Origin of the sequence: Oceanicaulis alexandrii DSM 11625 (assembly GCF_000420265.1) — a bacterium.
In the GTDB taxonomy this organism is placed as follows: Bacteria; Pseudomonadota; Alphaproteobacteria; order Caulobacterales; family Maricaulaceae; genus Oceanicaulis; species Oceanicaulis alexandrii.
In genome coordinates, this window is the sequence record NZ_ATUP01000001.1 from 2,427,339 (window position 1) to 2,448,529 (window position 21,191).

21 protein-coding genes are annotated in these 21,191 nt (G+C 60.4%); 10 read left to right on the forward strand and 11 right to left on the reverse strand.

Going from position 1 to position 21,191, the window contains the following annotated elements; all coding sequences use genetic code 11:
* Nucleotides 1–38 precede the first annotated feature (38 nt).
* Nucleotides 39–974 carry a polyprenyl synthetase family protein gene (locus tag G405_RS0111605; RefSeq protein ID WP_407667932.1) on the reverse strand — a complete coding sequence of 312 codons (936 nt, stop codon included), beginning with the start codon at nucleotides 972–974 and terminating at the stop codon, nucleotides 39–41.
* A gap of 214 nt (nucleotides 975–1,188) precedes the next feature.
* On the opposite strand from G405_RS0111605, the gene G405_RS0111610 reads away from it, so the two are divergent.
* The 4 genes from G405_RS0111610 to G405_RS17025 are packed head-to-tail and all read left to right on the forward strand — an operon-like array spanning nucleotide 1,189 to nucleotide 3,172.
* A complete protein-coding gene (locus G405_RS0111610) occupies nucleotides 1,189–1,410 on the forward strand; it encodes a putative signal transducing protein (protein ID WP_022701696.1) in 222 nt (73 codons plus the stop codon).
* On the forward strand, nucleotides 1,407–2,138 hold the full coding sequence (locus G405_RS0111615) for a tRNA1(Val) (adenine(37)-N6)-methyltransferase (RefSeq protein ID WP_022701697.1): 732 nt from the start codon (nucleotides 1,407–1,409) through the stop codon (nucleotides 2,136–2,138). Before G405_RS0111610 ends, G405_RS0111615 begins: the two co-directional genes overlap by 4 nt.
* A gap of 39 nt (nucleotides 2,139–2,177) precedes the next feature.
* The gene (locus G405_RS0111620) at nucleotides 2,178–3,023 is read left to right on the forward strand and encodes a S49 family peptidase (protein WP_022701698.1); all 846 of its coding nucleotides are present in this window, start codon (nucleotides 2,178–2,180) and stop codon (nucleotides 3,021–3,023) included.
* Nucleotides 3,024–3,025: 2 nt separating this feature from the next.
* Nucleotides 3,026–3,172 carry a hypothetical protein gene (locus G405_RS17025; RefSeq protein WP_022701699.1) on the forward strand — a complete coding sequence of 49 codons (147 nt, stop codon included), beginning with the start codon at nucleotides 3,026–3,028 and terminating at the stop codon, nucleotides 3,170–3,172.
* A gap of 154 nt (nucleotides 3,173–3,326) precedes the next feature.
* Here the strand turns inward: G405_RS17025 and G405_RS0111630 are convergent, their stop codons facing one another.
* Genes G405_RS0111630 through G405_RS16850 form a run of 8 tightly spaced genes read right to left on the reverse strand, consistent with a single transcriptional unit; the run spans nucleotide 3,327 to nucleotide 11,014 of the window.
* A complete protein-coding gene (locus G405_RS0111630) occupies nucleotides 3,327–4,088 on the reverse strand; it encodes a cephalosporin hydroxylase family protein (RefSeq protein WP_022701700.1) in 762 nt (253 codons plus the stop codon).
* On the reverse strand, nucleotides 4,075–5,145 hold the full coding sequence (locus G405_RS0111635) for a class I SAM-dependent methyltransferase (RefSeq protein ID WP_022701701.1): 1,071 nt from the start codon (nucleotides 5,143–5,145) through the stop codon (nucleotides 4,075–4,077). Before G405_RS0111635 ends, G405_RS0111630 begins: the two co-directional genes overlap by 14 nt.
* Nucleotides 5,142–5,987 carry an NAD-dependent epimerase/dehydratase family protein gene (locus tag G405_RS0111640; protein ID WP_022701702.1) on the reverse strand — a complete coding sequence of 282 codons (846 nt, stop codon included), beginning with the start codon at nucleotides 5,985–5,987 and terminating at the stop codon, nucleotides 5,142–5,144. The genes G405_RS0111635 and G405_RS0111640 overlap by 4 nt, the downstream gene beginning before the upstream one ends.
* Before the next feature lie 3 nt (nucleotides 5,988–5,990).
* Nucleotides 5,991–7,211, reverse strand: a complete 1,221-nt coding sequence (locus tag G405_RS0111645) for a class I SAM-dependent methyltransferase (protein WP_022701703.1) — start codon at nucleotides 7,209–7,211, stop codon at nucleotides 5,991–5,993.
* Nucleotides 7,208–7,756, reverse strand: coding sequence for a dTDP-4-dehydrorhamnose 3,5-epimerase (gene rfbC, locus G405_RS0111650; protein ID WP_022701704.1), 549 nt, complete (start codon nucleotides 7,754–7,756; stop codon nucleotides 7,208–7,210). Before rfbC ends, G405_RS0111645 begins: the two co-directional genes overlap by 4 nt.
* Complete coding sequence (rfbG, locus tag G405_RS0111655; RefSeq protein WP_022701705.1) at nucleotides 7,753–8,805, reverse strand: CDP-glucose 4,6-dehydratase; 1,053 nt, start codon at nucleotides 8,803–8,805, stop codon at nucleotides 7,753–7,755. Before rfbG ends, rfbC begins: the two co-directional genes overlap by 4 nt.
* Before the next feature lie 2 nt (nucleotides 8,806–8,807).
* Nucleotides 8,808–9,575 (reverse strand): glucose-1-phosphate cytidylyltransferase, encoded by a 768-nt coding sequence (gene rfbF, locus G405_RS0111660; RefSeq protein ID WP_022701706.1) that lies wholly within the window; start codon nucleotides 9,573–9,575, stop codon nucleotides 8,808–8,810.
* 14 nt (nucleotides 9,576–9,589) lie between these two features.
* Nucleotides 9,590–11,014 (reverse strand): tetratricopeptide repeat-containing glycosyltransferase, encoded by a 1,425-nt coding sequence (locus tag G405_RS16850; RefSeq protein WP_084683476.1) that lies wholly within the window; start codon nucleotides 11,012–11,014, stop codon nucleotides 9,590–9,592.
* A gap of 431 nt (nucleotides 11,015–11,445) precedes the next feature.
* On the opposite strand from G405_RS16850, the gene G405_RS0111670 reads away from it, so the two are divergent.
* The 5 genes from G405_RS0111670 to G405_RS0111690 all read left to right on the forward strand — a co-directional run bounded on the left by G405_RS0111670 (nucleotide 11,446) and on the right by G405_RS0111690 (nucleotide 19,048).
* Nucleotides 11,446–12,336 carry a glycine--tRNA ligase subunit alpha gene (locus tag G405_RS0111670; protein WP_022701708.1) on the forward strand — a complete coding sequence of 297 codons (891 nt, stop codon included), beginning with the start codon at nucleotides 11,446–11,448 and terminating at the stop codon, nucleotides 12,334–12,336.
* Nucleotides 12,333–12,935 (forward strand): glutathione S-transferase family protein, encoded by a 603-nt coding sequence (locus G405_RS0111675; RefSeq protein WP_022701709.1) that lies wholly within the window; start codon nucleotides 12,333–12,335, stop codon nucleotides 12,933–12,935. The genes G405_RS0111670 and G405_RS0111675 overlap by 4 nt, the downstream gene beginning before the upstream one ends.
* A gap of 29 nt (nucleotides 12,936–12,964) precedes the next feature.
* Nucleotides 12,965–15,358, forward strand: a complete 2,394-nt coding sequence (gene glyS, locus G405_RS0111680) for a glycine--tRNA ligase subunit beta (RefSeq protein WP_022701710.1) — start codon at nucleotides 12,965–12,967, stop codon at nucleotides 15,356–15,358.
* 53 nt (nucleotides 15,359–15,411) lie between these two features.
* Nucleotides 15,412–18,078 carry a pyruvate, phosphate dikinase gene (ppdK, locus tag G405_RS0111685; protein ID WP_022701711.1) on the forward strand — a complete coding sequence of 889 codons (2,667 nt, stop codon included), beginning with the start codon at nucleotides 15,412–15,414 and terminating at the stop codon, nucleotides 18,076–18,078.
* Nucleotides 18,079–18,268: 190 nt separating this feature from the next.
* Nucleotides 18,269–19,048: a cell wall hydrolase gene (locus G405_RS0111690; RefSeq protein ID WP_022701712.1), complete on the forward strand. Its 780-nt coding sequence runs from the start codon at nucleotides 18,269–18,271 to the stop codon at nucleotides 19,046–19,048.
* 71 nt (nucleotides 19,049–19,119) lie between these two features.
* On the opposite strand, the gene G405_RS0111695 is transcribed toward G405_RS0111690, so the two are convergent.
* Nucleotides 19,120–19,584 carry a hypothetical protein gene (locus G405_RS0111695; RefSeq protein WP_022701713.1) on the reverse strand — a complete coding sequence of 155 codons (465 nt, stop codon included), beginning with the start codon at nucleotides 19,582–19,584 and terminating at the stop codon, nucleotides 19,120–19,122.
* 192 nt (nucleotides 19,585–19,776) lie between these two features.
* Between G405_RS0111695 and G405_RS15915 the strand changes: the two genes are divergently transcribed.
* Nucleotides 19,777–20,349 (forward strand): hypothetical protein, encoded by a 573-nt coding sequence (locus tag G405_RS15915; protein WP_022701714.1) that lies wholly within the window; start codon nucleotides 19,777–19,779, stop codon nucleotides 20,347–20,349.
* On the opposite strand, the gene nadC is transcribed toward G405_RS15915, so the two are convergent.
* Nucleotides 20,346–21,191 carry a carboxylating nicotinate-nucleotide diphosphorylase gene (nadC, locus tag G405_RS0111705; protein WP_022701715.1) on the reverse strand — a complete coding sequence of 282 codons (846 nt, stop codon included), beginning with the start codon at nucleotides 21,189–21,191 and terminating at the stop codon, nucleotides 20,346–20,348. The two genes, G405_RS15915 and nadC, sit on opposite strands and share 4 nt — an antisense overlap.

The following is a 21,191-nucleotide window of genomic DNA, read 5'->3' on the forward strand; positions in this document are numbered from 1 at the left end:
AAGATGTGAAAAGGGCGGCTCTGCGCCGCCCTCAAGGATCAGTATGCGCGTTCCACAACAAACTCGGGCAGGGCGGCCAGCGCCTCTGTCCACTCGTTGCGAGGCGCGATGTTGAGCGCATTGACCGCGTTCGCGGCATGGGCGCGGGCGGCTTCGAGCGTGGCGTCAAGCGCGCCATGCTTTGTCAGGATGGCGAGCGCTTCGTCGAAATCAGCGTCCGACTGCTCGCCATCGCTGATCACACGTTTCCAGAAAGCGCGTTCTTGATCATCTGCCGCTTCCAGCGCCAGCGCGACGGGCAGGGTGATCTTGCCTTCGCGGAAATCATCGCCGGTGTTCTTGCCGAGCTCAGCCGCCATGCCGCCATAATCAAGCGCGTCATCGACCAGCTGGAAGGCGAGGCCCAGCTCGCGACCATAGGTCTCAAGCCCGTCTTCGACCGCCTTGTCCGAGCCGTTCAGGATCGGCGCCACCTGGGCGGCGGCCGAGAACAGCGCGGCGGTCTTGGCGTCGATGATGCTCATATATTCAGCGCGGCTGATGTCGATATTGCGCACGGCGGCCAGCTGGCGCACCTCGCCTTCGGCGATCACCGACGCGGCGCGGCTGAGCACATGAAGCGCGTCCATGGAGCCCGCATCGACCATCATCATGAAAGAGCGCGCGAACAGGAAATCGCCGACCAGCACGGAATGCGCGTTGCCCCAGACGGCGTTGGCGGGCGCCTTGCCGCGGCGCAGCTCGCTTTCGTCCACCACGTCATCATGAAGCAGCGTCGCGGAGTGGATGTATTCCACCGCCGCCGCCAATGACACATGGCCCGCGCCTTCATAGCCCAGCATGCGCGCGGCTGTGACGGTGATCAGCGGCCGGATGCGCTTGCCCCCCGCAGCCACCAGATAGTCGGCCGTTTGCGGGATCGAATGGGTGGCGCTGGCCATACGTTCTTCGATCACGGCCTCAACAGCGGCCATGTCATCGCTGGCGAGCGTCGCCAGCCGGATCACCGGATTCACCGGTTCTGCCGGAATATCTGCCTGAGGGAGTCCGTTCACCCCGAGCCCCTTGATGTTCTCGTTCAGCGCGCCGCACAATAGGTGGCGCCCCATGACGCGGCAAGCACATGACGCTGTGCGAACGCATTGGATGGTTCATTATGCCTCAACACCATATAGGGCGGAGACCTAAATGATCGAAGTGCTGGCGACAAACGATCCCGTGAAACTGAGTTTCGCCCAGGCGATTCTCAAGGAGGCGGGGATCGAGGCGGTGACGCTGGACGAGCAGACCTCCTCGACCTTTGGCGGGGCGCTGCCCTGGATCAAGCGCCGGATTCTGGTCCGGGAGCAGGATGCCGATCGCGCCAAGGCCATGCTGATTGATGCGCTCAAGGACGATGCGGAACAGTGACCCGTGCGCCGGACGCCTTTCTGGGCGGCAAGATCAAACTGCACCAGCTTGAAGACGGCTATCGCGCCGGCATGGACGCGGCGGTGCTGGCGGCGGCGCTGGGGCTAAAGCCGGGCCAGCGCGCGCTCGAGTTCGGCTGCGGCGCGGGCGCGGCGCTGCTGAGCGCGGCGGCGCTGTATCCAGACGCCCACCTGACCGGGATCGAGCGGGATCCTGAAGCCGCCGCCCTGGCGCAGAGCAATATCGTGCTGAACGGGTGTGAAGACCGGGTCTCGGTGACCGAGGGTGATGCGCTGGGCTTCAGGGCCGCGCGCGAGCTGGATGCGGTGTTCTTCAACCCACCCTTCTTTGACGACCCGACGACCTTGCGCGCGCCCAAGAGCGGAAAAACACCCGCCTGGATGTCGGACGCCGGGCTTGAGGCGTGGATGGAAGCGGGGCTCAAACGGCTCAAATCAGGCGGGGTGCTGACGGTGATCCAGCGCGCCGACCGGCTTGATGATCTGCTTCTCGCGTTGAAAGGGCGGGCGGGCGCGGTCGTCATCCTGCCTGTTCAGGCGCGCGCCGCAGAGCCCGCAAAGCGGGTGCTGGTGCAGGCGACCAAGACCGGCAAGGGGCCGCTTCAACTCCTGCCGCCCCTGACCTTGCACGAAACCGGCGGATCAGGCATCACGCCGGAGGCTGACGCCATCTTCCGCGGCGAGCGCCGCCTTGCCTTGCGCCGCTAAAACCCCCAACTGTTCCCTATCTGGTTGGAGAGACAAAGAATGTCAGCAAAAGACACCCTGAGTGCGGCCTGGACGAAAGCGCAAAAGACTGTCCGTCAGCTTCTGGGACAGGACACGCCGCTGGTGCCGGTGATCCGCCTTGAAGGCATGATCATGTCGGGGGGACGCAATGCGAACGCGTTGAACCTGCAGCGGGTTGAGAAACAGATCGAGCGCGCTTTCTCGATCCAGGATGCGCCTGCCGTCGCCTTGCTGATCAATTCGCCTGGCGGCAGCCCGGTGCAGTCGCGCCTGATCCATGAACGCATCCGCGCGCTGGCGGAGGAGAAGGACAAGCCGGTTCTCGCCTTCTGCGAAGATGTGGCCGCGTCGGGCGGGTATTTCCTGGCGGTGTCGGGCGATGAGATCTTTGTCGATCCCGCCACGATCATTGGCTCGATCGGGGTGATCAACGCCAGCTTTGGCTTCACTGAAGCCATGGACAAGCTGGGCGTCGAACGCCGGGTGAAGACCGCCGGCAAGAGCAAGCTGATCGCAGACCCGTTCTCGCCTGAAACCGATCAGCAGAAAAAGCGCATGGAGCGGCTTCTGAATTCGGTGCACAGCCAGTTCATCGACCTCGTCAAAGCGCGCCGCGGCGACATGCTCAAACCCAAAAAGGGCGAAGAGCTGTTTGACGGCTCGGTCTTCACCGGAACCGAAGCGATCGAAAACGGCATCGCTGACGAGATCGGCGATCTGCGCACCGTGCTGAAAGCGCGCTTTGGCAAGGACACCCGCACAAAAGTCTTCACCCCCGCCAGTCAGGGGCCGCTCAGCCGCCTGTTCGGGATCGCTCTTGACGGCGTGGAGCTGCGCGCCGCCTGGGCGCGCTTCGGGCTCTAGCCATGCTGGAGCTGACGCTTCTTCTGGCGGCGGGCGCGGTGGTGGCGTTCATCTTCCTCACCAAGCCCGCCAGGACCCGCCGCGACAAGACGGCCGATGCGGCGGCTGAGGCCGTGCGTCGCAAACTGGAACGCGACGGGCGAGAATAGGGCCAGTTGGCTCACATCCCGAAGCCGCCGCCAAGAAACCACTCTGACAGCACATTCGTTCAGGCGCGAACACCTTGTAGAGAAAATTCTGGAAAGGCGGCGTGCCTGGCTTCTTTTCTCGAAGAAGAGCTATGCCTGCAATTGGTGTAAAGGCTTATTTCTTTCTTATGAGGTAGCCGTCTTTTGCGACAGTAACTTGTAGCTTGTGGTTCAGCTCTTTGTTTATTTCGAATTCATTGTGGTTCTTTAGCCAGGATTCAACGGCTGTTTTGGGATTGTCGCCCGGCCCCCAAGGCCGGTCGAAGAGCAAGGAATCCTCAAGGTCGTCAATAATTGTATCAAAGACGATGCAATAGCTCCCGACAGAGACGAGCGGCGCATACGCTTCCAGCTCCTGCAGCACATGATCATGGCCATGATGGCTGTCGAGGCAGACCAGAACGGTCTTCGCATCTCCCACAGCACGGCGCACGGATGCGATGACGTCTGTGTCCACTGAAGACCCTTCAATCATCGTAATGCGATTTTTGAACGGATGCTTGTCGATGGCTTGCCGGGTGTGGGGTCGGATATCAATATCGACACCAATGACGCGCCGCTGGCTTGAAACCTGTTGGCCTGTCGCTTCCATCTCGCTGAGGTCCAGCAGCGCCAGTAAAGAGGCGGACAAGCTCAGCGAGCCGCCGCGCGCGATACCGGTTTCCACAATTACATCGGGACGCACCTGCCAGACGATTTCCTGCAGCGCCATGATGTCCTGCGGGTATTGTATGATGGGTACGCCTAACCAGTTGAAGTTATAGGAGTACTGAGCTGCAATTGAGGCCTCGAGAAAGGCCTTGGCTGCAGACTCCAAGTCAGCGTCCTGCGACATCGTCTGCAGGCGCTTCCTGACTTCGGTCTCATACTGATCCACTGAACATGCCTCTTAATGTAAAACGATCACCGACAATGCTCTGAATTTCATCTAGATAATTCGCATTCATGACGGTGATTTCAGTGCCTGCAGGCAAGTCTTTCAAGCCCGCTTCCGCACTCATGACTTCCAGCCCTGTGGACGCCAGAAAACGTCCTTGCTTGGCGGGATTGATGTCGATGACCCGCTGTACGGCGCAGCCCGCGCGCTGGCATAGCAGAGCGTAAATAACGCCTTTTGAGGCTCCGCCCCAGATCACCGGCTGAGCTCCTTGCTGCGCGCTCACTTCTTCCTCCACGCCCTTCATGAAGTCGTCCGGAAAACGCACAGCATGATCAGGCCGATAGGTCGGGACACGCAAGGTGGAGAGGTCGCAGATGACGCGCAGATACTGGCCATCAAAACCACGATCAGCGAACAGGACCCGCCCGAACATGTTGTGGAAGTCTGACAGCCTGAAATAGTTGACGTGCTCGTAGAAGATGTCGAACCAGGCGCGCGCTTCACAAATCCAGTCAAAACACGGCACTTCGATGTAGATGAGTGTTCCCGGGTCTGCCTTGGTGGCCATGCCGGCTAAAAATCCGACTGGATCCGGTACGTGCTCCAGCACATGTCTCAGCACAATATGGCTGCCCGCCAGAGGCTCCTGTCCCGTAAAGGGCGCGCTGACAATATCGCCGTCATCCCCAACATAGGCGGGATCATAACCGCGCACCTGTCCGCCCCGCTCCCGCAGCACCTGCAGAAAGCGCCCCATCCCGCAGCCAATCTCGACAAAGGACGGTCCGCGCATCTGCTCCAGAACAAGGTCGGCAACGTCTTTGAGATGCGCTTCAAACCGCGGGCTGAACCCTTGATCGTTCTCGTAATCCTGATCGTAGACCACGAGGTCAGGTTCAAAGGCCGCATTGTAGACCAGTCCTGTCTGAAGGCACTCGACCAGATGGATATCCCCGGTCGGGCTGTTCAATGCGGCTTGGCGGGTGTCGAACATCTTGTTCTGTAACGCCGGATAGCCTTCAAAGCGGAGAAGGGTTTTGAGCGTCGAGGTCATGACCGGCTATCCCCGATAGCTGGAGCGGCGCTCCAGGGCTCGCCCACCAGGCAAGCCGGATCGTCAGGTCGATCAGGCCGAGCCCCAAACCGCAACAAGTCATCGCGGCCGTATTCGGCCGCGATGCGTTGCGCGAAATTGGCGACAGTGACGGGGTCGCCCGAACAGATATTGGCGGCGCCGGAAGTTTCAGACAAAGCGAACCGGGACAGCTGCTCACCGACTGCATCCACATGCATGTAGTCGCGAATCTGGCGACCGGAGGTCAATTCGGCGACTTGCCCCGCCGCGAGACGGGCGCGCAAGTACGGCGTCAGCCTGCGAGGGTCTTCCTGCCCGCCATAAATGTGGAACAACCTGGCCCAGGCGAAGTCTGAGTCTGCGCGCTCGTATGCTGCGAGCAGAGTCTGGTAAACGCCTGCTTTGGCGCACGCATAAACAGATACGGGCGCGAGCGGGGTCTGAGGTGTGAGATAGCCATAGTTCGCATCATATTCCAGACAGGTTCCGACACCGACAAACCTGCTAATACCCAGCTCAAGCGCTTCATGGGCGAGCCTGAGGGTGCCGGACACGCATACGAGATTGTCCAGAGCATGCAGATAGTCCCGGGCGTCCACATACCAGGCAAGATGGATGACGAGATCGATCCCGTTCAGGGCCGCGCGAAGCTCGCCATCGGAAGCCGTGAACAAGTCGGGCAAGACGACATGCTCATCTGCGCTTGCAAGTGTCTGCGACGGGTCCCGGACCACACATCGGAGCACATGACCCGAACGAGACAGTGATGGCAGGAGCGCTCGGCCGATATATCCCGTGGCGCCCGTGATTAGAATGCGCACGCCTCAAGCCTCCGGAATGTCGGATGTGATGAATTGAGTGCCATGGCGTTTCAAGTGCGCCAACTGGCGTTCGATTTCATCCGCAATGTTCCACGGGAAGATCACCAGATAATCAGGCGGGTCCTGCTCAAGCACTTCGGGCGAGCGGATGGGGATATGGCTTCCAGGCAAGAGCTTGCCTTGCTTGGACGGGGCCGCATCGCACACATATGGCAGCAAATCCGGTTTGATCCCGGCATAATTGAGCAAGGTGTTGCCTTTCGCCGCGGCGCCATACCCTGCAACGCTGCGCCCATCCCGTTGCGCACTCAGCAAGAAGCGAAGGAACGCGTTCTTGCGCGCATTCGCTTGACCCTGGAATGGCGCATACCCCTCAGCCCGATCGAGGCTTGCGGCGCGTTCCTGCGCCAGCACCGCATGGACAGCCTCAGTTTCCATATGGCCTGCGCCTTGAAGGCAGCCCCAGACCCGCAAACTCCCGCCATGGGTCGGCAAGCGCTCTACATCAAAGACCCGGAGGCCGCATGCATTGAAGATCTGCCGCACTGAAAGCAATGAAAGGTAGGAATAATGCTCGTGATAGATCGTATCGAACTGGCAGTCCCGGATCAGATTCAGCAGGTGTGGGAATTCCAGGCTGACGACACCTTCAGGCGAAAGCAGTTGCGCTAGACCTTCAGTGAAATCAACAATGTCGGGGACGTGGGCGTAGACATTATTGGCCAAGACAAGGTCCGCGGGGCGACGTTCGGCCAGCATACGGGCCAACTCCGAACCAAAAAACGCCTCCACCACCTCAATACCGGCTGCGCGTGCGGCTGCGGCCGTGCTGGCCGTTGGCTCCACCCCTAAACAGGGGATCTCAGCCTGCTTCATGTATTGAAGAAGATACCCGTCATTCGAGCCGATCTCGATGACAGAGCTGTTTGCTGACAGAGCGAACCGTTCAATCGTGGTTTCACAGTATTGACGCGCATGCCTCAGCCAGGATGTGGAAGTTGATGAGAAATAGGCGTAATCCGCCGAAAAGAGGCGCTCTCGTTCAGTGAAGTCCTCTGTCTGCACGAGCCAGCAGGCTTCACAGACTCCGACGCGCAAGGGAAATGTCAGCTCCGCAGAATTCGCCGCTTCGGGCTCAATATAGGCGTTAGACGGCGGCGCATGCCCCAGATCGACCAGGGTGCGGGAGACAGGCGACGCGCAATGACGGCATGAAAAGGTCATAATTCAACAGGTTGAATGCGTGAGAGAGAGGGGAGGGCGCGGTCTTTCTGCGATACCTCAACGACAGGGAGCGGCCAAGCGATATCCAGATCCGGGTCATCATGGCGGACCCCGCCCTCAGCCTGTGGCGCGTAAGTGCTGGAATGCAGGTAAATCAATCGGGCGTCATCTGTCAGCGCCTGGAATCCGTGTGCGACGCCGCGTGGGATGTAAACCGCATTGTGCCGCGATGAATCCAGCGTCACAGCCAGCCATTGTCCGAAACTTCTCGAGTGCGCCCTCAAGTCCACCAGGACGTCGAAGACTGCCCCGGACACGCACTGGACCAACTTGATCTCGGCATGAGGCGGATACTGGAAATGCATCCCGCGAACGGCCCCTCGCACTTTTGTCAGCGAACGGTTGTGCTGCACCCATCGCGTGTTCAGCCCGTGATCTGAAAACGTGGATTCACAATAGAACCGGGAGAATTCTCCCCTGTGATCGGCATGAACCGGCGCACTGATCTCGAAGGCGCCCTCGATGGACAATGGTTCAATCTTCACGTCTGCGCCTCATAGGCGAGAATCTGGTTCTGCGTGAGGGTGACCGGGTCAACTCCCTCATGGACCTGATGATACCAGTCAATTGTCTCCGTCACGGCGCGCTCGAAACTCCAGCGCGGTCGCCACTCCAGAAGGTCGAGCGCCAGCTCGGCGTTCAGCCGCAGCGTTTTCGATTCCGGCAGAGAGGAACTGGAAGGGGCTGTCTCCACATCTCCGGGCCATTGCTTTAACGCGACCTCCACGAGGTCGGAGACCGAGCGCCTGTCGTCTTTCGCGGGACCGAAATTGAAAGCGCGCTGGAACTGGTTCGTCTCGGGTTTTGTCAGGGCTTCAGCCAGACGAAGATATCCCGCCAGAGGGTCAAGCACATGTTGCCAGGGCCGAATGCTGGACGGGTTGCGCAATTTCAGGGTTTTCTCCGCCGCCAGGGCTCTCACCAGGTCCGGAACAATACGATCTTCCGCATAGTCCCCGCCTCCGATCACATTTCCAGCGCGAGCGGTCGCCAGACGCGCTCCGCCGTCTGTGAAATACGATTGTCTGTAGCTATGGACCGCAAGTTCGCTGGCGGCTTTTGATGCAGAATAAGGATCGTTACCCCCTAACCGGTCCGACTCTTCGAATGATTCACCTGTCTCTGCATTGGCGTAAACCTTGTCGGTCGTCACCATGACGACCGCACACATGGCGCCCGTCTCACGAAGAGCCTCCATCAAATTGACGGAGCCGAGCAGATTGGTCCGCCAGGTTTCAAGCGGGTCGCGATAGGACCTGCGCACCAGGGAGCAGGCGGCCATGTGTATGATGACGTCAGGCTGAGCCTCATCCAGGCGCGCCCGTAAAGCAGCGTAGTCGCGGATGTCGACGATACGATGGTCCAGTCGGTTTTCATGATCCAGGCGCACGAACAAGTCGCTAGGACCTTCAGGCGGCAAGGCCGCACCGAAGACGTTCGCCCCCTTCATCAAGAGTTGTTCTGACAACCATGCGCCCTTGAATCCGGTGTGACCGGTGATCAGGACACGTTGACGGGACCAGAAATCCGTCATGGCTACGCCCAGCTCCGCCAGGGCGCCGCCCCGCTTTCCCAGAGCTCTTCAAGCTGGTGCTTGTCGCGCAACGTATCCATGGCGGCCCAGAAGCCGTCATGCTTGTACACGCTCAACTTTCGGTCTTGCGCCAGTCTGATCAAGGGCGCCCGCTCCCATGAAACATCATCGCCGTCGATGAGGTCGAGCACGCTGGGTTCACAGACGAAAAAGCCGCCATTGATCCACTGCCCATCGCCGGGAAGTTTTTCGTGGAAGCCCACAACATTGTCGCCATCAAGTTCGAGAGAGCCAAAGCGGCCCTTGGGCTGGATTCCCGTGACTGTGGCTGCGCACCCCGAGGCTTCATGGTGCTTGAGCAACTGACCGATATCGACATCGGACACACCGTCGCCATAGGTCAGGAAAAACCGATCGTCGAGGAACGGCGCCACGCGTTTCAAGCGGCCGCCTGTCATGGAGTGCTCGCCGGTGTCGATCAGGGTAATTCGCCAGGACTCGCTGCGACGATGATGAACATCGATTCTGTCGTTTTGAAGATCAATGGTGACATCAGAGACGTGAAGCAGGTAATTCGCGAAGTACTCTTTGATCATATACCCTTTGTAGCCGCAGCAGATGACAAAGTCGTCAAATCCAAACTGGCTATAATGCTTCATGATGTGCCAGATGATCGGCCGGCCGCCGATCTCGATCATCGGTTTGGGTTTCAAATGGGATTCCTCGCTAATGCGTGTTCCCAATCCGCCAGCGAGAATTACGACTTTCATAGCATTAGCCACCTTCAGGATTCCGTATTGTGTTCTGAAGCAGGTTCAGTATCGGCCTGGTCACAATGATCATCGGCTTTCATTTCAGTGCGGACTTTCTCGAGTAAAGCGCTGGCCGCTACGTCCTCGGGCTGCAACTTCAGCAGCGATTTCAGCGTCTTTTCGGCGTCCGCAAACTGCCCTTTGGAAAACTGGGCGTCCGCCCGTTTCTTTCGTGCATGTGCAATGGTTTGATGGATCAGCTCCAGTTTCTTGGGGGCTGCCCGCGCCATGACGGACTCGATGCCCGGCAGGACTGAATGGACAAGCTGCGAGGCGTCATGAACCGTGTTTGCTCCGACGCCGTCGCAGTCCATGACAAAGACCAGGCCGTCCGCACTGGTCTTGCTTTTGGTCACGCCAAATTTGACGGGGTCATTCTTAATGGCCTTGATATCCACCCCCGTCATGCTCACCGACCATTTTTCCGCGAGCTCGCCGATCAGCTCCAGCTCTGTTTGAAGGTGTGAGCTGTCGTGTCGATCAACCGCTCCGTCCAGAAGGTACTGGATTGCACCTTCATTATTGAAGTTGAGTTCGCGCCCGATCACTTTTTCTATTTCAGGCTTCATTCGCAATTGCGCTGAAATAATCGTGGCCGCGTTAGATGTAATAGAGACTCCATCTATGCCGCTAACATCTTTCGCCTGGATTTTCGCGTCGCCAGCAAATGATTTATACATTTCTGACTGACTCTGGGGCAGCCTGATATGACCAGATTGACTTTTTCCTCCGGCGCCGGAGACGAAAAGGGTCCGCTCGATTTCAAGCAGGTCCTTACCAAAAGCCAGATTCATATATCCTGAATCAAAATCAGGAATTATGTCCAGAATATAGGCGCCGCGGGCGGACTTGATTTTCTCTAATAATTGTCTCGAGACAAAGTTTCGGTAAACTCCCGGACCTGTGCCTATTCGCAGTTTATATGAGTAGGCGTTTTCGATAACAGAAATAGTGTTATCGACATATTTTGCATCTGTTCCGGTTGTAAACCGGATTGTATTCTGCATGGGTAAATATGGGTAGTCTGGCCACTTGTATCGTGCTGAGGGGCAGCGCAAAACATCTGCACTAGACAGCCCAAGATAAAAATCAGCCCATAAGAGTGCATCTGGCAAAATGGCGTCATCATCGCCAATAACACAGACATATTGACCGGAGGTTTGATTGAGTGCTGCTTCCCAATTTTCCGTCATTGAGGAAATATCTGGTCTGTGAAAATATTTTACTTTCTTGAGGCAATCAATTTTTTCAATTTTATCTGAAAGCGCATCAACCGGGCTGCAATCGTGCACGATGATTTCGAAATCATCGTAATCGAGACTTAATGCAGAGCGTGTGGCTTCAATAGCATAAAAGCCACGGTTCTTAGTGGGTATTACAATTGAATACTTAGTCATTAGTCTTTGATCCGATGGTCGTACAATTCCACAGCGTGGCGGCGATTCAGCGATTGTTTTATACGCGCAAGGGCGTCCGTGTCCTGCGCCCTCTCAGTGTGATGCAGTGTGTGGGATTCCTAGTTCATCTATGGGAATTGATCGAGTGCGCTTCAGGGCGTTCGGCTCACTGATCGATACTCCCTGCTGCGAAAGGGCGTGAGGAGGGCGGGGCGGTTTCTCCCACTTTATGTCTCATGGATTGAAACGCGCCCTCTCACTCGCCTGCTTCCCCTTGTTCGAGCGGGAGAGGGGAGGCGTTGCGGCGTCTCATCGCGAACCGCCCCTCTTGCTTGATCGGGGGCGCTGGCGGGCCTAGTGTCGCGCGCGATTTCAAGTCTGGGGGCTTGCGCCCCTGTCCCTGACCTTTTGACGACCGGACCCGCCGCGCGATGACCGCTTCCAAAGCCCCCAGTTTTCAGGACCTGATCCTGACCCTTCAACGCTATTGGGCGGACCAGGGCTGCGCCATTCTGCAGCCCTATGACACCGAAGTGGGCGCGGGCACGCTGCACCCGGCGACGACGCTGCGCTCGCTGGGCTCAAAGCCCTGGCGCGCGGCCTATGTGCAGCCCTCGCGCCGTCCTGCGGATGGCCGCTATGGCGAGAACCCCAACCGGCTGCAGCACTATTACCAGTTTCAGGTGCTTCTGAAGCCGAGCCCGGCCAATCTGCAAGAGCTGTATCTGGGCTCGCTCGACGCCATCGGCATCGACCGCAAGCTGCATGATGTGCGCTTTGTGGAAGATGACTGGGAGAACCCCACCGTGGGCGCCTGGGGGCTGGGCTGGGAAGTCTGGTGCGACGGCATGGAAGTGAGCCAGTTCACCTATTTCCAGCAGGTCGGCGGCATGGATGTGGAGCTCGTCTCCGGCGAGCTGACCTACGGCCTCGAACGCCTCGCCATGTATGTGCAGGGCGTGGAGAATGTTTACGACCTCGATTTCAACGGCGCCGGCATGAGCTATGGCGACGTGTTCCTGGAGAACGAGCGCCAGCAATCGGCGTTCAATTTCGAGCATGCCGATGTGGACATGCTGATCAAATGGTTCGCCGACGCGGAAACCCAGTGTCAGGCCCTGCTGGCGCTGGAGACCCCGCTGCCGCTGCCCGCCTATGACTGGTGCCTGAAAGCGTCCCATTTGTTTAACCTGGTGGATGCGCGCGGGGCGATTTCGGTGGCCGAGCGCGCCAGCTGGATCGCGCGGGTGCGCGAGCTGGCCAAGGGCTGCGCCAGCGCCTGGGTCCAGCTCGAGAAACAACGTGAGGAGGCCGCGGCATGACCGTGCATCTGTATTACAACCCGCAATCGCGGGCGGTGATGACGCTGTGGCTGCTGGAAGAGCTGGGCGTGTCCTACGACCTCAAGCCGGTCGACTATGAAGACGGCTCGATGCGGTCTGAAAGCTTCCTGGCGCTCAACCCGATGGGCAAGATCCCGGTGATCGTCGACGGCGAAACCGTGGTCACCGAGACCGTCGCCATCGCGCTGTATCTGGCGGACAAGTACAAGGACAACGCCGATCTGGCGCCGGGGATTGATGACCCGCGCCGCGGCGAATACCTGCGCTGGATCGTCTTTCAGGCGGCCTCCATCGAGCCGGCCATGCTGCAGGCGGGCATGAAGTTTGAAACCAATCAGCGCTCGGCGGGCTGGGGCAATGTCCAGCTGGTGGCGAAGGTGCTGGAAAACCGCCTGTCGCTGGCGAACCCGTACCTGTTCGGCGACTGGTTCACCGCGGCGGATCTGATTATGGGCGGGGCGGTGAACTGGGCGATCCAGTTCGACATGTTCCCCAAGACCCCGGCGCTTAGCGCCTACGCCCAGCGGATCACCGAACGGCCCGCCTTCCAGCGCGCGTTCGCCACCCAGAATTCCTGATTTAGACCTTTCGAGTAACGCATCTCCCCATGGCCCAGTTTCTGTTTGAAATCTTCTGCGAGGAAATCCCCGCGCGCATGCAGGCGCGCGCTGAGGACGACCTCAAACGCCTGATGTCTGAGCGCCTGAAAGAGGCGGGCCTGAATTGGGACAGCCTTGAAGCCTTTTCCGGCCCGCGTCGTCTGGGCCTTGTGATCGAAGGCCTGCCGCACAAGACCGCCGACGTGCGCGAAGAGCGCAAGGGGCCGCGCACCGACGCGCCGGAAAAAGCGCTGGAAGGCTTCATGCGCGGCGCCGGGATCGACAGCCTGGATCAATGCAAGATCGAAGAGGGCAAAAAGGGCAGCTTCTATATCGCCGTCATCGAAAAGCCGGGGCGCGAAACCGCCCAGGTGATCTCAGAGGCCGTGCCGGAGATCATCAAGAGCTTCCCCTGGCCCAAATCCATGAAGTTCGGCGAGGGCGAGCGCGCCCAACGCTGGGTGCGCCCGCTGCGCTCGCTGATCTGTCTGCTGGACGGTCAGGTGATCGACACGGAAGTGTTTGGCATCACATCGGGCAAGACCACCGATGGTCACCGCGTGCACGGCGCCGGCCCGTTCGAGGTGTCTGACTTTGCCGATTACGAGGCCAAGCTGCGCGCAAACGGCGTGATCTTGCGCCGGGATGAGCGCAAACAGCTGGTGCTCGAGGGCGCCCGCCGCGTCTGTGAAGAGGCGGGGCTGGAGCTGATCGAGGATCAGGGGCTTCTGGAAGAGGTGACGGGGCTCGTTGAGCATCCGGCGCCGATCCTGGGCGATATGGACCCGGACTTTCTCGATCTGCCGCCTGAAGTCATCGCGCTGACTATGAAGACGCACCAGAAATACTTCGCGGTGCGTGACCCGAAATCCGGCAAGCTGACCAGCAAGTTCGTCGTCCTCGCCAATCAGGACGCGCCCGATGGCGGCAAGGCGATCGCGGCGGGTAATGCCCGCGTGCTGTCCGCCCGCCTGTCAGACGCCCGCCATTTCTGGGATCTTGATCGCAAGACCGGGCTGGAGGCGATGGCGTCCGAGCTCTCCAAGGTCACCTTCCACGAAAAGCTGGGCACGGTGGCCGACAAGGTCGAACGCGTCGCCAAGCTGGCGCGCGAGTTGGCCCCGGTCGTGGGCGCCGATGCGGACATGGCCGAAAAGGCCGCGCGCTTGGCGAAGGCCGATCTGGTCAGCCAGATGGTCTATGAATTCCCCGAGCTTCAGGGCGCCATGGGCCGCTATTATGCGCTGGATAAAATCTCTGAATCCCCGGCCGAGCGAAGCGAGAGCCGGGGCCTCGGAGATCGGTCTGCACAAGGTCCCGGCTCGGCTTCGCCGTCCGGGAATTCAGGTGTGTTTGAGGGTCTGTCAAAAGACCAGATCGAACAGATCGCCGACGCCATCAAGGACCATTACAAGCCCCAAGGCCCGTCAGACGCCGTGCCGACCGCGCCGGTCAGCGCCGCGGTCGCTTTGGCGGACAAGCTGGATACGCTGGTGGGCTTCTGGGCCATTGATGAAAAACCGACCGGTTCGAAAGACCCGTTCGCCCTGCGCCGCGCTGCGCTGGGGGTGATCCGGATTTTGTTAGTAGAAGAAATTCGTATACGTCTCCATTCGGTAAGTGCGACACACTGGTTGGATTTTGCGTCAGCAATCAATACGAGTTGGGTACGCGATATTCGGTCAAGTTTGCACTTGCCAGAGGGTGTTGAGCTACAGCTCTCTTTCGATGCTACTATGCTACCTTTTGCCGCTGAAAGTACAGGATCAGTTTCTGGTGCTGCGGAAGATGTTGTTCGTGCGGTGAACGAAACTCTTTTGTGCAAGACCAAAGACCTCCTCGCCTTCTTCGCCGACCGCCTGAAAGTCCACCTCAAGGACGAAGGCGTGAAATACGACGTCATCGACGCCGTGTTCGCGCTGGGCGATGACGATCTGGTGCGCGTCACCAAGAAGGCCCGCGCGCTGCAAGCCTTCATGAACACAGATGACGGTCAGGCGCTGCTGCAGGGCTATCGCCGCGCGGCGAACATTCTGGCGGCGGAAGAGAAGAAGGGCTTTGATCTGGCCTCGGCCCGCGTCGAAGCCGTTGAGGGCTCGGACGTGGACACCGACGCCGCCCTGATGATCGCCATCGCCAAGACCGCGGAGGCCGCTGAAGAGCGCGCCTTGATCGCGGCCATCGAGGGCGCGGACGAAGTGGCCTCGGTTGCTCTGTCCAAGGAAGACTTTGAAGGCGCCATGTCGGCGCTGTCGCAGCTGCGCGAACCGGTCGACGCCTTCTTCGAGGCGGTTGTCGTGAATGACAAAGACGATATGGTGCGTCGCAATAGATTGTTGCTGTTGTCGCGGATTCGCGCGGCGGCCGATCAAGTGGCGGATTTCTCACGGTTGGAAGGGTAGGCGCGGGGGCGTCTGCTCTTTTCTCCGTTTTGACGATCAGGAAGGTGAGCCCCATGACTAAATGGGTCTATGCATTCGGCGGCGGTTCTGCAGACGGCGACCGCGAGGATCGCAATCTTCTGGGCGGCAAGGGCGCGAACCTGGCGGAAATGGCCAAGCTCGGCCTGCCGGTGCCTCCGGGCTTTACGCTCACGACGGCGGTCTGCACCGCGTTCTATGAGAACGACCGCAGCTATCCGTCCGATCTCAATGACCAGGTGGAAGACGCGCTGGCGGCGCTGGAAGCCAAGGTCGGCAAATCCTTTGGCGATCCGTCCAACCCGCTTCTGGTGTCTGTGCGCTCGGGCGCTCGCGCCTCCATGCCGGGCATGATGGATACGGTCCTGAACCTGGGCCTGAATGACGAGACGGCTGAGGGGCTCGCCAAGCTTTCGGGCGATCGCCGCTTTGCGCTCGACAGCTATCGCCGCTTCATCACCATGTATTCCGACGTGGTTCTGGGCGTGCCGCACTCCACGTTTGAAGAGATTCTTGAGACCTTCAAGGAAGAGCGCGACTACTCGCTGGACACCGAGATTTCCGCGGAAGAGTGGGAAGAGGTGATCGTCCAGTACAAGGCCGCAGTGAAGCGCGCGCTGGACTTCCCGTTCCCGACCGATCCGCGCGACCAGCTCTGGGGCGCGATCGGGGCGGTGTTCGGCTCGTGGATGAATGATCGCGCCAACACCTATCGCCGCATGTACGACATCCCCTCCAGCTGGGGCACGGCCGTGAATATCCAGGCCATGGTGTTCGGCAATATGGGCGATACGTCCGCCACCGGCGTGGCGTTCACCCGCGACCCGTCGACGGGCGAAAAAGGCTATTACGGCGAATTCCTGATCAATGCGCAGGGCGAGGACGTGGTGGCGGGAATCCGCACGCCGCAATGCCTGACCGAGGCCATGCGCATCAAGATGAATGACACGCTGCCGTCCATGGAAACGGCCATGCCGGACGTGTTCGCCCAGCTGACCGAGGTCTTCGACAATCTCGAAAACCATTACCGCGACATGCAGGACATCGAGTTCACCGTGGAGCAGGGTCGGCTGTGGATGCTGCAGACCCGCAACGGCAAGCGCACCACCAAGGCGGCGCTGAAAATCGCCGTGGACATGGTGGCGGAAAAACTGATCTCCGAGGACGAGGCCGTGCTGCGCGTCGACCCGACCCAGCTTGATCAGCTGCTGCACCCCACCATCGACGAGAGCTATACCCGCGACGTGCTGGCCAAGGGCCTGCCCGCCAGCCCCGGCGCGGCTTCGGGCGCTGTGGTGTTTGACGCGGACGAAGCGGAAACCCGCGCCGCCCAGGGCGAGAAAGTCATCCTGGTCCGCGTTGAGACCAGCCCTGAAGACATTCACGGCATGCACGCCGCGCAAGCGATCGTCACGGCGCGCGGCGGCATGACCAGCCACGCGGCTGTCGTGGCGCGCGGTATGGGCCGGCCTTGCGTGTCCGGTGCGGGCGAGATCCGCATCGACTCCGAAGCGTTGACCTTCACCACCCGCGGCCGGGTGATCAAGGATGGCGACATCATCACCGTGGACGGCGCCACCGGCGAAGTGCTGATGGGCGAAGCCCCGATGATCAAACCGGAAATGACCGGCGATTTTGCAGCGTTGATGGAATGGGCCGACAAGGCGCGCCGCATGCATGTGCGCACCAACGCGGAAACCCCCGCCGATGTTCAGACCGCCAAGGAGTTCGGCGCGGAAGGCATCGGCCTGTGCCGCACCGAGCACATGTTCTTTGACGCCGACCGGATCGCCGCTGTGCGCGAGATGATCCTGGCGACGGATCAGATGGGCCGCGTGGCCGCGCTGGCGAAAATCCTGCCGATGCAGCGCGATGATTTCGCGGAGATCTTCCGCATCATGGAAGACCGCCCGTGCACGATCCGCCTGCTGGATCCGCCGCTGCATGAATTCCTGCCGCACACCGAAGAGGATGTGCACGCCGTCGCCGAGGCCACCGGCCTGCCGGTGGAAGGGCTGTGGCAGCGCGCCAAGGACTTGTCTGAATCCAACCCCATGCTGGGCCATCGCGGCTGCCGCCTGGGCATCACCTTCCCGGAAATCTACGAGATGCAGGCGCGCGCGATTTTCGAAGCGCAGGCGCTGGTGGAAAAGGAAACCGGCGTCAAACCGGTCGCCGAGGTGATGATCCCGCTGGTCGCCACTGCAAAAGAGCTCGAAATCCTCAAAGTGCGGGTGGAAGCGGTCGCCGATGACGTGGATCGCGAAACCGGCGTGAAGCCGAAATACCTGATCGGCACCATGATCGAACTGCCGCGCGCCGCCTTGCGCGCCGGCGACATCGCCCAGCACGCCGAGTTCTTCTCCTTCGGCACCAATGATCTCACCCAGACCACCTTTGGCCTGTCGCGCGATGACGCCGGCAAATTCCTGAGTGATTATCTGGAAGCGGGCATTTTCGAGAAAGACCCGTTCGTTTCGCTCGATCAGGACGGGGTGGGCGATCTGGTCAAGATCGCCGTCGAACGCGGTCGCGCTGCCCGTCCCGGTTTGAAACTCGGGATTTGCGGCGAGCATGGCGGCGATCCCGCTTCGATCCATTTCTGCGAATCAGCCGGGCTCGATTACGTGTCCTGCTCGCCCTATCGCGTGCCGATCGCGCGTCTGGCGGCGGCGCAGGCGGCGCTGAAAGCCTCGACCTGAACCGACGCGTAAGTCATTGCGGAATAAAGCCGGGCCCGCCCTTTCACTTGAAGGAGCGGGCCCTTGCCTTATTTCAGACATGGCGGATCTGTATTGACCCCGGCTTCATCCAGGCTCACCACTATTCGCGTGTGAGCAACCAAGTCCGATGATATGGTCTTGTTCTTGCGGGTTGAGACGCGCCTGATAAATGGCGGCCGCCCTGGAGTTTGACAGTTTGACGGTTTCGACACTTCTCCTTCGCGCGAAAAGCGCTCTGGCCGGGATCGGCGTGATTGCGGCCTTCGCCGTGATCGGCGCCGGCATCAGCCTGGCGCCCGAGCGCGCACAGCAGCAGGATGAAGCGGGCGAACTGCGCGAGCTGGCGCTTGAATTCCTGGAATTTGAGCAATCCCGCACGCCGCAACTGGACGATGTCCCGTTCACCTTCGCCTCCTTCGAGATTGATTCTGACGCCGAGCAGGGCGCCGTGCTTGTTCAGCGCGCGATTGCAAGCGTCAGCGCGTTCGATCTCAACGATCTGGACGCCGCTCGCAACGCCGCGCGTGAGCGTCGCTGCCTGGCGGAAGCGATCTATTACGAAGCGCGCAGTGAAACCCTGGCCGGGCAGATGGCCGTGGCCGAAGTGGTGATCAATCGCAGCCGCCACCGCGCCTATCCCAATTCGATCTGCGGCGTGGTGTATCAAGGCTCAGAGCGCCGCACCGGTTGCCAGTTCACCTTCACCTGTGACGGCTCGATGATTTCCGCGCCCTATGGCCGGGGCTGGGATCGCGCCCAGAATGTCGCCGATCACGCGCTGATGGGCTTCGCCCGCCCGGTCACCAATCGCGCCACGCACTATCACACCACCGCTGTGGACCCGCACTGGAACGATTCCCTGGTGCGCACGCGCCGGATCGGCTCGCACATCTTCTATCGCTTCCCCAACCGGTCAGAGCGCCGTTTGCTGGCGGAACGCGAAGCCTGACCCCGGCAAATCCTGAACCAGAAAGGCCGCCCCAAGGGCGGCCTTTCTCATATGCGTGAGTTGACCCTGGATCAGGTTGTCGGGGGAGCGTCTATCCGGAAGCCCTTGATGGGTTTGAGCACCGGCTCCAGCACCAGATAGGGCACGCCGATCATCGCCATCAGCGTCCAGAACCCCACAAACAACAGCGCGCCCCAGGCGAACAGACCGCTATCCTGAGCCATGTCGAGAATGCCGACGCAGATCAATATGCCAATGCCGATCCCGACGCCGCCCAGAACCAGAGTCAGCATGGATTTGGTGATCGCTTTGCGCCACATGGCTGGGGTCATTTTCTGACAACCCGGACATTTCACCGGATCGTTGGAAAAATCGCGCACCATTTCGTTACGCATTTTCTCGCGAAGCTTCATCTCCGCTTCATAGGAGTTTTCAGAAGATTCCGCCTTTATTTCGGCGTTGAAGCGATAGCGGGTATCGCACATCGAACAGGTCTGCTCGCGCGTGAGCATGTTCTTGGCTTCCCAAGTCGCCATGGTGTCCCCCTTCGACGAAAGTCGACCTGCACTCAAAATGTCGGGTCTGGACTCATAGTTTGTCAGCTAGAGATCGAAGTCCAGTTGGAAATGACGGGTGCGGACTTTCGCTGCGCGCTTAATCGATCCTCCGGGCTGGCTTCCTCACAGAGCACATTCTAAGATTGCCGTTGATACGCATCGAAGGGGGGCTTGGGGCCTGTGATTCATCCGGATGCGCTGGCGCCCATCGAGCAGTTTCTCACCGCAATTGGCTTGCCGGTCACACGCGCCCAGCTTCCCTCAGACAGCTTCATTCCCGGCGTGGCGGTGCGTCACGGCGCGCTGAAGGTTGATCCTGACCAGCTGGGCTCTCCCGGCGATATCCTGCATGAAGCGGGGCATCTGGCGGTGACGCCGGCCCGGCTGCGCGGTCGGTTGGACGCAGACATCGACGCCTGCGCTGCAGCGTTGATCGATGACCCCCACCTCAAGGTGACCGAGACAGAAGCCAGCATTCTCAACCGCACGGAACCCTTGGCCATAGCCTGGTCCTATGCCGCGGCTCTTGAAGCGGGCGTGTCGCCGGAGTGCGTATTCTGGGAGCAAGGCTATGGCGGCCAGCACGGCGGCTCGCCGCAGCTGGTCATGATGCAGGTGGCGCAGGGCCTGTTTCCGGGCGTTCTGGGATTGGCGCAGTCGGGTTTCTGCGCCGCGCCGCCGCCCTTTGGCGATCCGGCTGATCCCGCGCCGTTTCCAAAGATGCGGCGTTGGCTTGCGGCCTAGCCCTCGTCCAGCCCCAGATCGAAATTCGGGGCGGAATGGGTGAGGGCGCCCACGCTGACCACATCCACGCCCGTGTCGGCGATGGCGTGTACCGTCTCAAGATTGACGCCGCCGGACGCTTCCAGAATGGCGCGGCCATCGGTCAAAAGGACCGCAGCGCGCAAATCTTCAAGGCTGAAATTGTCCAGCAGCACGCTTTCGGCGCCCGCTGACAGCGCGTCTTCGAGCTGATCGAGGCGATCCACTTCCACCGCGACGCGCGTCATGTGCCCGGCGAAGGCGCGGGCGCGTTTGACCGCTTCCTCGACGCCGCCGCACACGGCCACATGATTGTCCTTGATCAGAATGGCGTCATCCAGGCCATAGCGATGATAGGCGCCGCCGCCCGCGCGCACCGCCTGCAGCTCGACCGCCCGCAGGCCCGGCGTCGTCTTGCGGGTATGGGCGATCACCGCGCCGGTCTCGGCGACAGCGGCGACATATTGGCGGGTCAGGCTGGCGATGCCGCTCATCCGGCCCAGGAAATTCAGCGCCGGGCGCTCCGCGGTGAGGATGCCAAGCGCAGGGCCGTCCACAATGGCGACCACATCGCCGGGCTCCAGCGCATCGCCATCATGTTTGCGCCAGGTGACGGAAATCTCGGGGTCCACCAGATCAAAACAGGCGTCGGCGGGTTGCTGGCCGGCCAGCACCCCGGGCGCGCGGCTCTTGATCACGAAATTGGCGTTCTTGTCCGCGGGGATGGTCGCCAGCGAAGTGACGTCGCCGCGCCCGCCCAGATCTTCGTCGAGCGCGCGGGTGACAAGCGCGTGGATCAAATGGCGCGGCAGACGAGGGATCAT

Excerpts from the sequence above, each read along its gene's own strand:
- G405_RS0111605 (WP_407667932.1), bottom strand. The coding sequence starts at position 974 with ATGGCCGCTGTTGAGGCCGTGATCGAAGAACGTATGGCCAGCGCCACC.
- G405_RS0111610 (WP_022701696.1), top strand. The coding sequence starts at position 1,189 with ATGATCGAAGTGCTGGCGACAAACGATCCCGTGAAACTGAGTTTCGCC.
- G405_RS0111620 (WP_022701698.1), top strand. The coding sequence starts at position 2,178 with ATGTCAGCAAAAGACACCCTGAGTGCGGCCTGGACGAAAGCGCAAAAG.
- G405_RS17025 (WP_022701699.1), top strand. The coding sequence starts at position 3,026 with ATGCTGGAGCTGACGCTTCTTCTGGCGGCGGGCGCGGTGGTGGCGTTC.
- G405_RS0111635 (WP_022701701.1), bottom strand. The coding sequence starts at position 5,145 with ATGACCTCGACGCTCAAAACCCTTCTCCGCTTTGAAGGCTATCCGGCG.
- G405_RS0111645 (WP_022701703.1), bottom strand. The coding sequence starts at position 7,211 with ATGACCTTTTCATGCCGTCATTGCGCGTCGCCTGTCTCCCGCACCCTG.
- rfbG (WP_022701705.1), bottom strand. The coding sequence starts at position 8,805 with ATGACGGATTTCTGGTCCCGTCAACGTGTCCTGATCACCGGTCACACC.
- rfbF (WP_022701706.1), bottom strand. The coding sequence starts at position 9,575 with ATGAAAGTCGTAATTCTCGCTGGCGGATTGGGAACACGCATTAGCGAG.
- G405_RS16850 (WP_084683476.1), bottom strand. The coding sequence starts at position 11,014 with ATGACTAAGTATTCAATTGTAATACCCACTAAGAACCGTGGCTTTTAT.
- G405_RS0111670 (WP_022701708.1), top strand. The coding sequence starts at position 11,446 with ATGACCGCTTCCAAAGCCCCCAGTTTTCAGGACCTGATCCTGACCCTT.
- G405_RS0111675 (WP_022701709.1), top strand. The coding sequence starts at position 12,333 with ATGACCGTGCATCTGTATTACAACCCGCAATCGCGGGCGGTGATGACG.
- glyS (WP_022701710.1), top strand. The coding sequence starts at position 12,965 with ATGGCCCAGTTTCTGTTTGAAATCTTCTGCGAGGAAATCCCCGCGCGC.
- ppdK (WP_022701711.1), top strand. The coding sequence starts at position 15,412 with ATGACTAAATGGGTCTATGCATTCGGCGGCGGTTCTGCAGACGGCGAC.
- G405_RS0111690 (WP_022701712.1), top strand. The coding sequence starts at position 18,269 with ATGGCGGCCGCCCTGGAGTTTGACAGTTTGACGGTTTCGACACTTCTC.
- G405_RS0111695 (WP_022701713.1), bottom strand. The coding sequence starts at position 19,584 with ATGGCGACTTGGGAAGCCAAGAACATGCTCACGCGCGAGCAGACCTGT.
- nadC (WP_022701715.1), bottom strand. The coding sequence starts at position 21,191 with ATGATCCCTCGTCTGCCGCGCCATTTGATCCACGCGCTTGTCACCCGC.